Origin of the sequence: Flavobacterium aquiphilum (assembly GCF_027111335.1) — a bacterium.
Taxonomy (GTDB): domain Bacteria; phylum Bacteroidota; class Bacteroidia; order Flavobacteriales; family Flavobacteriaceae; genus Flavobacterium; species Flavobacterium aquiphilum.
In genome coordinates this window covers 2366356-2380127 of record NZ_CP114288.1, presented here as the reverse complement: position 1 = coordinate 2380127, position 13772 = coordinate 2366356, and the positions used below count along the sequence as shown (strand labels likewise).

Sequence of the window (13772 nt, the reverse complement as noted above, 5' to 3'; positions counted from 1 at the left end):
ATCTATGCTTCTATGTGGTTAAAAATAATCCTTCTCAACAGGTTATTTAAACCACATCCAAAATTTGGGACACTCTCGGTTTTTTAGTACCAAAATTAATTTAACAAATTATTGAAAGGTTGTCTTTGCTATTTTTTCCATTATCGAATGGTCAGATCCAAATTTGCAAATGGCATCACAATTGGCTCTTAATTCTGAAAACAAAATGTACTTAATAATCATTTTTGAATTTTTAATCGCAGGTCTGTTTAGTTGCTGAATGACATCTTTTTCCCGACTATCAGGAATGATAATATAAAAGACTTCATCGCCATCAGAGATACTAAAATACAAATCCGAAAGACGTAAAATACCTGAATAAATACTGGTACTTTTCTCTACTTCAAATGCGCCAATAATATTATTTGTCCCTTTTTCAAACCAAAGCACATCAATAAGTTTAATGGTATTTTGTGTTTCTTTATCACAGGGCAATTCGGGAAATTTATTCAATGAAATAAACGAAAAGCTTTGACCATTAAAGGATTTCTTTTTATCATTGCTTGCCGGTGTAACGTCAAAACCTAAAGAAGCTCCAATTTTTAATAAATGGTATTGCATTTCACTATGCAAGTTTTCTTCCTGCTTTTCTTCCTGAATTTCTTTTTGACGTTTTACGATATTTTTTTCAAACTTATTACGTTCATTTTCACTTAAATATTCATCATTGCCAATTAACATTTTTTGTGTCCCAATTTCAAAACAAAGTCCTGCAATAGCTCCTAAATCATTAGACAATTCGGTTTTATATGTACCGTTTGTTTCGATAAGCGTTGCACGGATTTTTAAATACTCTGTCCAACTTCCCAATTTCTTTTTGTCTTTGAACAAAAAATTAAATCCGTTTAGGATGGCGGTATTAAAAGGAGGAAACCAAGTGGGATGAATAAAATATAAAATACTTGCCACTGCTGGACCAAGTCCTTTTATTTTCAGCATATCAAGTTTTACAATCTCTTTTACAACTTGTTCTTCCGTTTTTGCATTGATACAATTTTCAAGAAATTGGCCAAAAGCAATTTTATTGTTTAAGTTTTCGTAAATATCCGGAATACGCAATTTGGGTTTCCAATAAAAAGGATGTGCTACACCAACAAAAACCTGTTTCTGTTCTGCAATACAATTCAATACAAACTCCAAACTGCTATCTTTAAAATCGTTTGGAAAGTTTTTATTTTTTATGTCTTCAATAACCTGCAAAACACCCCGTCGTATAGTACGGAATGCTTTTAATCTTTGATCATTATCAACAAACCAAGTATTGTAAACACTCTCTTTATCATTTTTATATTGCTTTATAATTTGAGTAAAATTATCCATTTAAATTTATGTTGTTGTTTAAAATTGATTTCCATAAATATAGCTTTATTTCTGCCATCGGATTGTTTTCTTTTCGAATTTATATTCGCGTTTTTGCTATAAATAATCCTTTTGATAAACGGAACTTTAGCTTTGCTGTCCTATTGAAAATCCAAGCATATCATAAAAACAAATGGTTCGCTTTACACGAACCATTTGTTAAATAATTATTTTTTTGACTTTTCCATATTGTTCTTTTGTTCCAACATTAAGCAATGGGCCGCACAGGCATGGAGTTTATAATTTTGATGTACATTACCCATATTATGGCCTTTCGGATCAAGTATTTCGCACTTTTCTCCTTCAGTTTTTCCAACATTAAGTACGTTTTCGCCTTTAATATTGTAATACGAACCATTCTTTTTAGCCTTACCCAACTTGTTCCCTTTAGAATCAATAACATTACCGTTTGTGTCAATAAAATAAACAGTCTTTCCTTCATTATTTTTCACAATATCTTCTTTGGTAATAAATCCTATTTTATTCCAACCGTGATCGAAAATTTCACCCTTTTTATTGATATAAATTTTTTCATCAGGGGTGGAATTTGATTTAGTTTGTGCATTAACACTTAACGAAATTACCATCAAAAACATAGTCAATAGTAATCCTTTTTTTGCCGAAATTAATCTTTGAATTCTCATAATAAAAATATTAAATTATCAGACAGTTCCGCTGTTGACCGGTCTTCAGTATCGCTGTTGCTCGATTTTTATATTCTAAAATTACATTTTCATTCCCGCCATTGGGTCACTTCCTTTTCGGAATTTATACTCACTGTCAACAGCATAAGCTCCCGTCACTACAACTTTCTTTGAACTATCCAAATCCGATTTGATTTCGATCAAACCATTTATTTCCGCCCCTGTTTCTACCATCACGTTTTCAAACACGCCCGGAGTTTTTTCTACCCAAATATAAGAAGCTTTTTCTTCCCTTATTACTGCGTCAATCGGGATAAAAAGTCCTTTTAGGTTGGATTGGGTTAATTTTGCAAAAGCCTGCATTCCGGGTTTTAACTGTAAACCCTGATTTGGAATTTCTAATCGAATTAGAAGTAATCTGGTATCTGGATTGATTTCAGGATTAATAAAAGAAACGGTTGCATTAATCGTTTTATCCGGAAAATCAGGAAAAGTAATTTTGGCATTTTGCCCAAGATGCACATTTTTGGCATAATTAACGTTTACCTGAGTTTCGAGCCAAAGAGTATTCAAATTAGCTAATTTAATCACTGCCGAACCTTCCATCATATAACTGCCTTCGGTTGCGATTATTTCAGAAATATAGCCACTGGATGTGCTGTAAAAAATGGTATATGGAGAAACCTCAGCTTTGGTTTTGATACTTTCAATCTGAGCATTGGTCAAACCAAAAAACAATAATTTTTGCTTGGCGGCTTTGAGCATATTTTGGGCATTTTTACCAAAATCACCCGGCATAGCCAATTGTTTATAAGCGGTGAAATAATCCTGTTTGGCAATGGCTATGTCTTCGCTGTACAAAGAATATACGGGTTGATTTTTGTTGACATATTCCCCAATGGTTTTAAAATACAGCTTTTCAATCCTTCCCATCGCTCTTGCCGAAAGTGTATTGACTTTGTCCTGATTGATAGTCAGTACTCCGGTGTAATTTTGTTCTAAACTGTTTCGGGTTTCTGAAATTGCCTGAGTAGTGATATTCCCCAATCGAATTTGCTGTTTGCTCAGTTTTATTTCGTTAAGACTCTCATCACTTTTTTTGACTGGCACTAACGTCATATGGCAAATGGGGCATTTTCCTGGTTTGTCCTGCTTTATTTCGGGATCCATAGAACAGCTATAAAAAATTGCTTCGGCAGTCATTTTATGTCCACTATGATTTTCCTTATTTTTGGAATTACAGCCTATAAGTGCCAAAATTACTATCAGCACCATACAATAGTTTTGTATCTTTTTCATCATTGTTCGGTTTTAATGAAGCTTTCGCTGTCAATTAGATATTGTGCATTTTGAGCAATGGTATCGCCAACAGAAATACCCCTAATAATTTGGACAAAATCATCCATTTCAGTCCCTGTCTGTACCGCCTTTGTTTTGAAACCATTATTCATTTTTACAAAAACTACTTTTTTCTCACCAATAGTAACCAAAGACTGCTTTCTTAACCAAATTGCCTTTGTGGAATTTAATTGTACAGCACCTTGCAACCTTGAACCAATAGGTAATTTTAGATTTGCATTATTCAAATACACTCTAATTTTATTGGTTTTATCGGTTGGGTTTAATTGTGTTTCCACAAAATTTACTTTGGCATAAATACTATTCTTTTCGTCCAATTCTGAAGAAATATCAATAGACTGATTGATTTTAATGAGACCATTGTATCCTTGCAAAATATTGAAAACACCCCAAACCTTATCGGTATTCATTAGCTTGAATACGACTTCCCCTTTTTTGATATAATTACCTTCTTTTATTTCCAAAGCTTCTGTAGTACTGCCTGCATTTGACATTGAAGGAGTTTCGGGAGCAGTCATTTTTTCAGTTCCGATAATGATTCCGTCAGCAGGACTGTAAATGGCAATTATTGGGTTTACTTTTTTGGCGGAAGCAAATGCATTTATCTGATTATTGGTCATTCCATAGAGCAACAATTTTTCTTTTGCCGAATTAATAATCGATGTGTTTTGATTGTCATTGGAAACCAAATAAATAAAATTTTGCTGTTCAGTCAATAATTCCGGGCTGTACAATTCAAATATTTTTTGTCCTTTCAGTACTTTTTGGTACTTATAATTGACATACATTTTTTCGATTCTACCGCTTATTCTCGCAGCTATATTCACCGCCGAATTGGGATCGTAAGCCACAATTCCGGGCAAACTGATTTCGCTGTTTATAACCGTGTCCCTTACAATTGCAGTTTTATAATTCCCAACAACAAAATTATCTGTGGGTTTCAAAAGATTATCTATAGAATCGGTTATTTCAGAATGGTCTTCGGTTATTTTTTTCACCAAAGTCATTCCGCAAATAGGGCAATTCCCCGGTTTGTCTTTTATAATTTGGGGATGCATCGAACAAGTGTAAACCTCCTTTTGATGCTCCATTTTCGAATGATTATTCGATTTTATGGTAAAGAAATAAGTTCCAATTCCAATAGAAACAACCACCAAAAATAATATTGCAAATTTTAAATATCGGTTCATAATTTTTCGGTTTCAAGTTGTTTTTCGATTTCTACCTGCGTCGTTAAAATCGATTTTAATTTATCCAAAGCATCGATTTGAGACATATTCAAAGCTTCCCAAGCTTCTAGCGCGACAAATAAATCTCCGGTATTGTTTTGCCAAGCCAAAATTGCCGTATCGTAATTTCGTTTTAAGGCCGGGATAATATTGTCCTGTGAAATTTGATATTGCTTTTTCAAGTTCAGAAATTCAGCATTCATCCCTTTTATCATTCCGCTTGCTTCGTTGGCGATCATTTGCTTTTGCCAATCCAAACTTTCGTTTTTAATGCGGTAACTTTCCATATTGGCCTTATTCATTTTGGTTGACCAAAACATCGGGATGGTAACCATTCCCATTAACGAAAATTGCTGTGGCTGATTTCCGAAAGCAAACATATGGTCATATTTTACACCAAATTCCGGTCTAGTTCCCGCCTTTTCCACCTCGATTTTCAAGGAATTGATGTCTTTGGTTTTCTCGATAGCCTTAATGTCACTGCGGTTATTTATATACGAAGACAAATCGGCTTCCAAAAGATTAAAATCCTTAATTTCATAATTGGAATCTATTTCAAAATCCTGTTTTTTATCACGAGCCATTAAAGTATTCAGCATATATTTTCGCTGTGTGGCATCATTTTCCAACATAACAATCATTCCCTGTAAAGAAGCGTATTGCGATTTGGCTTTATAATAAGACGGCAATTTGTCCATATTATACTGATAGCGTATTTCCATACTTTTTATCATATAATCGAGAAGCAAAAGATTGTCTTTGGCTATTTTTATTTTTTTATTGATGATAATCCCTTCGTAATAATAGGTTTTGGCCAAGGCATTTAATTGGTTCAGAGTGAAATTTTTATTTTCACTTTCGACCGATGACATCGCTTTCATCAAATTTTCATTTGCATTCAATTTTGAAGCGTTGGGTATCATTTGGGTAACCCCGACCATATAATTACCCATTCCGGGTGCCATTTCGTTGGCTTTCCAAAGTTTTGAATCATAAGGTGTCATAAAAAAACCCGTTTCTACTTGTGGCGCCATCCAACTTCGGGCACCTTTTGCCTGAGCATCCATACTTTGAATATCGGCTTCATACATTTTGAGTTGCGGATTATTTGTTTTGATGATACCCAAAACATTATCCAAAGTCAGCGTTTGAGCTTTACTTCCGTAAAAACTGAATATCAAACAACTTATCGCTATGTAAATTTTACTCTTTAACATCTATAAGACTTATTTTTCCTTTTGTTTTTAATTCGTGAAGTTTTACCATCTCAAAAACAACCGGGGTTACTAATAATACATAAATCGTTGAAGTGATAGTCCCTCCAATGAGAGGAACGGTGATTGGCAACATAACATCCGATCCGGTTCCTGTAGCCCAAAGAATAGGAATCAAACCAAACAATGAAACCGAAACAGTCATCAGTTTTGGCCTTAGCCTTTTAACCGAACCATCAATAATGTATTCCCTTACTATTTCTTCTGTCAATGTTTCTTTGCTGTTACCGTATTTGGCAACCATTTTGTTCATTGCCTCATTCAGATAAATTGTGATTAACATAGCCGTTTCGACTGCCAAACCAAACAAAGCAATAAACCCGACAGCTACAGCCACCGACAAATTAATTCCATAAAAACAGACCATAAAAACACCGCCAATCAATGCAAACGGAACCGTTATCATTGTTATCAACGCCTCTTTCATCGAATGATAGGTGAAGTACAAAATGAGGAAAATAATCACAACAACAATTGGCAGAATCAAACTCAGCGTTTTATTGGCTCTCACCTGATTTTCCCATTGACCGCTCCACTCCACATAATAACCTTTGGGCATCTTGGTCATCATTTCATTCAATTTTGTCTGTGCTTCTTTTACCGTGCTTCCTAAATCACGGTCACGGACATTAAACAAAACACTCCCTCGAAGCATTGCATTTTCACTGTTTATCATAGGCGGGCCTTCGCTTATTTTTACATCGGCAACCGTTTCTAATGGAATGGGACCAAATTGCATTGTTTGTACTTGCAGTTTTTTCAAGGCATCAATACTGTTTCGGTATTCTTGTGCATAACGTGCATTTACGGAAAAACGCTGTCTCCCTTCGATGGTTGTACTGAGTTTCATTCCTCCAATAGAGGCTTCAACAACCGTATTAATATCATCGATCGAAAGTCCATATCTGCCAATCACTTCCCTTTTGGGAATAATATCTATGTATTTTCCTCCCGTAATAGGTTCCGCATATAAATCTTTAACCCCTGAAGTACCTTCCAATGCCATTTTAATTTTTTGTGCCAATGCATTAATCGTGTCTAGGCTTTCCCCATAAATTTTTATACCCACATCAGTTCTGATTCCGGTAGAAAGCATATTGATACGATTGATAATCGGTTGGGTAAAACCATTGGTCACTCCCGGTATTTGCAGTTTGTTATTTATTTCATTCACAATATCCGCTTTTGTTCTGCCATCTCTCCATTCTTGGCGGGGCTTTAGCAAAACAATGGTTTCAATCATACTCACGGGGCTATTATCGGTTGCTGTATTTGCCCTTCCCGCTTTTCCCAAAACATTTGCCACTTCGGGAATTGATTTGATTAATCGATCTTGTACCTGCAGGATCCTTTTCACTTCAGAATTGGACACATCCGGCAATGTCACCGGCATAAACAAAATGGAACCTTCGTCGAGCGGAGGCATAAATTCGGAACCCAAGCGAGTAAACATTAATCCACCAATTAACAGTGCTACCACATTGACAGCCAAAACAGCTTTCCTCCATTTTAAACAAAAAGTTAAAATAGGTGTGTAAATATTTTCCAACTTTCTATTTATTGGATTTTTGTTTTCTGTCCGTAATTTTCCTTTTAACAAAAAACTAATCAGTACAGGCGTAAGTGTTATGGCAAAAAAAGCATCAACAATCAGTATAAATGATTTCGTCCAAGCCAATGGGCTAAATAATTTCCCTTCCATTCCGGTAAGCAGGAACACAGGCAAAAATGACGTGATTACAATTACTGTCGAATAAAACACTCCCGGTCCAACTAGCTTGGAAGAAGCTTCAATCAGCTTTAATTTTTCTTCAGAAGACAACGGGTCGCTTCCTTTTCTGAATATATTTTTTAATTTATCATTCATTTTAAGTGACTTGTTAGTTATTATCCATTTCTTCTTGTTTCTCAGAAATTGTCCTGTAGGCATTCTCTACCATTACAATTCCGTCATCAACCAAAACACCAATTGCCAAAGCAATTCCGGTAAGCGACATAATATTTGAAGATATCCCAAAAGCCTGCAGAAAAATAAAAGCAACTGCGACCGAAATTGGTATTTGAATCAGAATAATCAATGCGCTTCGCCAATGAAAAAGAAATACCAATACCACTATTGAAACGGCAATCATTTCTTCCATTAACGTCCCTTTGACCGATTCGATAGCTTTCTCAATCAATTCACTTCTATCATAAGAGGTTTTAAAAGTAACGCCATCAGGCAATCCTTTCTGCACTTCTTTCATTTTTGCTTTTACTGCTTTTATGACTTTATCGGCATTTTCTCCATACCGCATTACCACTATACCGCCAACTACTTCTCCTGTACCATTTTCGTCAAAAATTCCCAAACGCAAGTCTCCGCCCATTTGCATCGAACCAATATCCTTTATCCGCACCGGAATAGAATTGTAGTTTTTTATGGCAATATCTTCTATGTCCTTGCTGTTTTTAATATACCCCAAGCCTCTTATGATGTATGCCATATTACTCATTTCGAATTTTCGTCCCCCGACATCATTGTTATTAGCCTTTACTGCGTTCATCACCTCCATTATGCTTACATTGTAATGTTGCATTTTCAAAGGATCTAAAACGAGTTGGTATTGTTTTTCGAAACCCCCAAAAGAAGCTACTTCGGCAACACCGGGAACAGTTTGCAATGCAAATTTCACATACCAATCCTGCAAGGCTCTTTGCTCTCCCAAATCCATTCCATTGGCTTCAAAATGATACCAAAAAACATGACCAACACCTGTACCATCAGGTCCAAGGGTTGGAACCACATTTTGAGGTAGTAACCGTTGTGCATAATTCAGCCTTTCCAAAACCCGGGTTCTTGCCCAATAAACATCGACATTATCCTCAAAAACGATATATACGAAGCTCATTCCAAACATAGAAGCGCCTCGAATATTCTTCACTTTTGGGATTCCCTGCAGATTGGACACCAAAGGATAAGTTACTTGTGATTCGATAACCTGAGGGCTTCTTCCCATCCATTCCGTAAACACAATTACTTGATTTTCGGACAAATCCGGAATGGCATCTATTGGATTTTGCTGAACGCTATACACTCCCCAAGCAAATAAACTGACCGAGATGAGTAAAACAACAAATCTGTTTTTTAATGAAAATGATATTAATTTTTCTACCATAATATTTAGTATTTTGAAGAAAGACTGTCTTTGGCTTTCTTAATCCAAGTCAGTACTTCCTGCTTTTGAGCATTAGAAAGAATTGCATTTTTATGGATCAACGTATAAGAAGCAAGAGGCATTTCATTCTGTTTTATTTCTTTACTTATAGCTTCTAGTTTGCTATTTTGTCTGCGTTTCGAATAATTCCCATATTCATTAAAATTCAAATCCTCTTTTCCTTCATTTATATGGTTTTCCATAAAAAGACCAACAGGCTGAATATTGGAATACCAAGGATAATTAGTGTTATTACTATGACAATCATAACAGGAAGTCCTCAATATCACAGCTATATTTTTAGGAACATTGTAAACTTTTATGAAATCGGCAGTCACATCCTGCCCGAATGTTATGTTACGGGCAGGCCGATAGAACTGCATCAGCAAAAAAATAATTAATCCGATAATAAATACCTTTTTGAATATTTTTTTCATCCTAGAATTCTTTTCTCACAGAACCACAAGTAAGCATTTCCGAACCAAAATATGGGTTTTTGATTTCCTTAACTTCGCTTATCCAAATTGCCCCTTTTCCTTCATCGGCCATTGGGCAAAAATCCTGATACAGTTTTTGATCTGTCCCGAATATTTTTATCAAATCGTTGATATCTTTACTCAATAAAACAAAATGTTCTCTTTGGTGGGCAATATTTCCGGCGTTATCACCAATGTGTGTAGCATGTTCTTTAACATCATCGGCAATATCCATATAACTTTTCATCTGCTCTCCTGACAATTTTTTCATGTCAAATTTTCCCAAAGTTTCCACCATTGCTTTACCGGCATCGGCAGTTGCATTGGAATTGTCTTTGGTCAAAGCATTTTTTAAAGACAAATAATCCGTTACAATTTCATTAATCGAAAAAGAATTTGGATTGACTTTTACGGTCACTTTTTCTGGTGTTTTTGTGGTTGTATTAATCGTTTCTTCTTGCTTTTTTTGGTTGCAAGAAACCAATATGAACGACATTATTACAGCTGACAGAATAAGATTTTTCATGTTTTTTTAATTTTTATAAACAACAAATTGACTTCCCCAAAATATTCGATTTAGGGAATTGCTGTTTTGTTTTAAGTTTAAATAATTTTGAATTGAACAAGTCATAGAATAATAAAACAATAGCAAAAGCTATAATTCCATAATTTTGAATAACTTATAAGATAATGATTTTAAAGCTAGAACAGCTTTCAATTTGACACACCTATGGCTGTCAAAATTTAATTTAGCTTATTTTGGGTATAAGCCACAAAGAAGTAAAACCTGTAGAAATTGAGGTTTCAGAATTATAAAAATTTTGTTTGGCAGAAGAAAAATTAAAACGATTGGTATCAATATTCCATTCAACAACTGAAATAGAAGTATTGCAAGAAGAAACACAACCGCATTTAGAATGATTGCATTTACCACTGCAACCATCTTGATTTTTGTTTTTGGAATGACTTTCCTTTTTACAGCAATCGTCATTACACATTTTGGAAGACATTTCTTTTGTAAAAGAATGTTTATCAGAACTTTTTTCACACGCAATAACTGCACTTGGCATCAGTAAGAAGCCAAATAATACGATTATTAAAATGTGAAATTTATTCATTTCTGTTTTTCTTATTTCAGTTCAAATTTAACCAATTTATAATTATTGATTGTAAATAACCTGTTAAAATGTAATACAAAGAAATCAAAAGGATGTTTATCAGTTACAAACATCCTTTTATTTTTCTTAAAAATGCATTTTATTTATTCTTCTCCACTTCCTTTTGTCAATTCTGATAATAAATAATAAGCGCCTTTTATTACCACTTTGGCATCAGCCGGAACTTTGTCAATTGCTTTAACTTCGGTAAAACCTAAATCTGATGTACCTGTACTTACCTTTATTTCTTTAAACTTATTTTTTCCTATTAAAATAAAAATAAAATGCTCACTTCCATTGCTGACAATAGCTTCAGTGGGCAATGCGTTTGTATTAAAGTCATCAATTCTCACACGAGCTTCCACATACATTCCGGGCAAAAGCGTTTCGGTTATCTCGTTCATTTTCGCATGAACTATCACCGCTTGTTCATTCGGTTCGAATGCTTTATTAATCGCATAGATTTTAGCGGGATGTGTGTGCGAAACATCATTTGCGTCACTAAATGTAATAGACTGCCCAATTTGTATTTTGTGAATGTCTTTTTCAAACACTTTCAAATCCAAATGCAAAAATCGGTTATCGATAATTTCGAACAATACAGCATTAGCATCGGCATATTTTCCCATACTCAAATTGATATGCTGAATAGAACCGCTTATTGGGGCAGAAATAACGATACTTGTTGCAATATTCTTTGACGATAATCTATTTACATTAATTCCTAATTGATTCAATTTAGAACTTAATGTCACTTTCTTGGCCTGCGCAATTTGCAATTCCCTCTGCGCCTGTTGATAGGTTTTGCCGGCATTAATATTATCATCTCGCAACTCTTTTTGGCGTTCGTACTCTTTTTCCAAATAAATAAGATTGGCATTATTTTCCAAATAATCCTGTTGCAATTGAATCACCTCCGTATTTACAATGGTTGCCAAAGGTTTTCCCGCCGTTACAAATTCACCTTCCTGAACCAAAATGTTTTTCACGACACCTCCACTCAAAATACTTACCTGTGCTTGATATTGTGGTGGCAACGATAATTTTCCGTTTATTTTTAATGTCGTAGTTAGGTTTTTCTTTTCAAAAGTCCCCAATTCCAAACCAATCGCTTTTATTTGTTCGTCCGAAAAAGTCACAATTGATTTTCCTGTGGATTCCCTTGGTTCATTAGCGGTAGCCTCTTCTGCTGAATTATTTTTACAAGATGAAGCTAAAATGCAAATAGCAAATGCCAAAGGGCAAATAGCAAAATGCAAAATGCAAATGAAAACCGATGTCGAAGTCGATTTTAAATATGTTTTAAAGTTTGTGTTTTTATAATTCATTTTAAACTATTTATTGTTTTAAAATTTAGGCATTTACATTAATAGACAATTTGCATTTTGCTATTTGCTATTTGCCTTTTAGTTTATTTGTTTAATAAATATTGAATATTGATTATCGTTTGATTGTAATTGTTCATTACGGTCAAATAATCGTTTTTGATTTTGCTGGCATCTTTCAGGTTTTGGGTATATTCGATATAGCCAATATCTCCCGATTTATATAGCCTTTGTGCCGAGTTGACAATTGTTTCCGCCATAGGGATTCCTTCCGTTTTATAGTAATTAAGTTGTTTTAAATACTGTTTTTGAAGCTGATATTGCTGCAAATAAATGGTTGTCAATTCCTGTTGGGATTTCTCCAATTCTTTTTTTGCGATTTCGGTTTCTAATTTGGCAGCTTGCGTTTTCGCTTCAATTCCGTTTCTGAATAATGGAATATTAATACCTACACTACCAAAATAAAACGGATTTTCTTTGTCCAAACTTTGTGCATTTACTCCCAAGTTGACCGATGGAATAGCCTTTGCTTTTTCTGATTTTATCGCTAATTCTTTTGCAATAATCTGCTGCTGCAAAAGCTGTAAGATTGGATGGTTTTTAACCAATGTACTATCATTCAAATTAATTTCGGGCAATGCTTCATACTTAGCCGGAGCTTGAAAATCATTGTTGTTTCTTGTCCATTTTTGCAATTCTGCCAAATAAAAAGTTACTTGGGTATTAGCCTCCGCCAATTGCATTTTTAAATCTTTATGCTGCAAAGCAGCGTTAATTTTCTCTAGTTTAGTGCTTTCGCCAACGTTAAATTTTTTGTTTGCATACTTTTCATACTCAACAAAAACAGTGTCCATTTCGAGTAACAGATTATACTGCTGAACGTTGTAAATCCATTGAAAATAAACACTTGAAACATTTTTAATCAGTTCGCTTTTGGTAACCGCTTCATAGGATTTGGCCACATTTACATTTTGATTCAAAAGATTTCTATCTGCTTTATTGGACAGTCTAAAACCTTGAGCCACCCCAACATTGTAATCAAACACTTTACTATTCATTTGTCCCAAATTACTATTGATATTAAATGGATCCAAAATTGTAGCCGTTTTTGTTAACGTCTGCTGTTGCTCCGTTTGCAAAGTTGCCTGTTGCATTGTTGGGTAGTTTTTAGTAGCTAAATCTAATGCATTTTGTAAAGACAACGTTTGTGCATTCAATAAAGGGCAAAAGGCAAAAAGCAAAAGGCAAAGGACAAATTGCAAAAGGCAAATTTTACTGTTTGCCATTTGCTTTTTGTTTTTTTTATTTAAGTTTTCCATTCTTTAATATTTGTCAGGATTATTAATCATATGATTAAGCAACTTCCCTATTTCCTCATTTTTTGCTCTTAATGAGTTTAGAATTTGCTCATCGATGTAACCACATTCAAAAGCAAAATCAATCCAAACTCCTGTTTCTGAATTTTCGGAATCACAATCTGTCAATTTTGAAATAAAGTGTGCAGGGTATCTTTTCTTTCTGTATGCTTCGGCTAAATTTGCACAAACACTTCTTGACGAACGCCTTACTTGATCAGTAAGTGAATATTTTTCTTCACTTGGAAATAATTTACTTATCTTAAATATTTCCATCGCTAAAGAGAATGCTTTTTTATATACCGTTAATTCTTTAAAATTAAAATTGTTCATTATATAAGTTTAACTTTTTAATTAT

13 protein-coding genes are annotated in these 13772 nt (G+C 34.3%); all 13 read right to left on the bottom strand.

What is annotated here, in order from left to right:
* Positions 1-108 precede the first annotated feature (108 nt).
* Positions 109-1359, bottom strand: coding sequence for a hypothetical protein (locus OZP12_RS09930; RefSeq protein WP_281228933.1), 1251 nt, complete (start codon positions 1357-1359; stop codon positions 109-111).
* Positions 1360-1565: 206 nt separating this feature from the next.
* A complete protein-coding gene (locus tag OZP12_RS09925; RefSeq protein ID WP_281228932.1) occupies positions 1566-2042 on the bottom strand; it encodes a DUF3659 domain-containing protein in 477 nt (158 codons plus the stop codon).
* Positions 2043-2123: 81 nt separating this feature from the next.
* The gene (locus tag OZP12_RS09920; protein WP_281228931.1) at positions 2124-3341 is read right to left on the bottom strand and encodes an efflux RND transporter periplasmic adaptor subunit; all 1218 of its coding nucleotides are present in this window, start codon (positions 3339-3341) and stop codon (positions 2124-2126) included.
* Positions 3341-4591, bottom strand: coding sequence for a heavy metal-binding domain-containing protein (locus OZP12_RS09915; RefSeq protein ID WP_281228930.1), 1251 nt, complete (start codon positions 4589-4591; stop codon positions 3341-3343). Before OZP12_RS09915 ends, OZP12_RS09920 begins: the two co-directional genes overlap by 1 nt.
* Positions 4588-5847 carry a TolC family protein gene (locus OZP12_RS09910; protein WP_281228929.1) on the bottom strand — a complete coding sequence of 420 codons (1260 nt, stop codon included), beginning with the start codon at positions 5845-5847 and terminating at the stop codon, positions 4588-4590. The genes OZP12_RS09915 and OZP12_RS09910 overlap by 4 nt, the downstream gene beginning before the upstream one ends.
* Positions 5834-7771 (bottom strand): efflux RND transporter permease subunit, encoded by a 1938-nt coding sequence (locus OZP12_RS09905; protein ID WP_281228928.1) that lies wholly within the window; start codon positions 7769-7771, stop codon positions 5834-5836. Before OZP12_RS09905 ends, OZP12_RS09910 begins: the two co-directional genes overlap by 14 nt.
* Before the next feature lie 13 nt (positions 7772-7784).
* Positions 7785-9062, bottom strand: a complete 1278-nt coding sequence (locus OZP12_RS09900; protein ID WP_281228927.1) for an efflux RND transporter permease subunit — start codon at positions 9060-9062, stop codon at positions 7785-7787.
* A gap of 5 nt (positions 9063-9067) precedes the next feature.
* Positions 9068-9538, bottom strand: coding sequence for a heme-binding domain-containing protein (locus OZP12_RS09895; RefSeq protein WP_281228926.1), 471 nt, complete (start codon positions 9536-9538; stop codon positions 9068-9070).
* Position 9539: 1 nt separating this feature from the next.
* Positions 9540-10103 (bottom strand): DUF3347 domain-containing protein, encoded by a 564-nt coding sequence (locus tag OZP12_RS09890; protein WP_281228925.1) that lies wholly within the window; start codon positions 10101-10103, stop codon positions 9540-9542.
* 223 nt (positions 10104-10326) lie between these two features.
* Entirely contained in the window at positions 10327-10695 is a 369-nt protein-coding gene (locus OZP12_RS09885; RefSeq protein ID WP_281228924.1) for a hypothetical protein, read from the bottom strand.
* A gap of 143 nt (positions 10696-10838) precedes the next feature.
* Positions 10839-12062, bottom strand: a complete 1224-nt coding sequence (locus tag OZP12_RS09880; protein ID WP_281228923.1) for an efflux RND transporter periplasmic adaptor subunit — start codon at positions 12060-12062, stop codon at positions 10839-10841.
* Positions 12063-12145: 83 nt separating this feature from the next.
* Positions 12146-13345, bottom strand: a complete 1200-nt coding sequence (locus tag OZP12_RS09875) for a TolC family protein (RefSeq protein ID WP_281228922.1) — start codon at positions 13343-13345, stop codon at positions 12146-12148.
* A gap of 36 nt (positions 13346-13381) precedes the next feature.
* Complete coding sequence (locus OZP12_RS09870; RefSeq protein ID WP_281228921.1) at positions 13382-13747, bottom strand: four helix bundle protein; 366 nt, start codon at positions 13745-13747, stop codon at positions 13382-13384.
* Between the last annotated feature and the right edge of the window lie 25 nt (positions 13748-13772).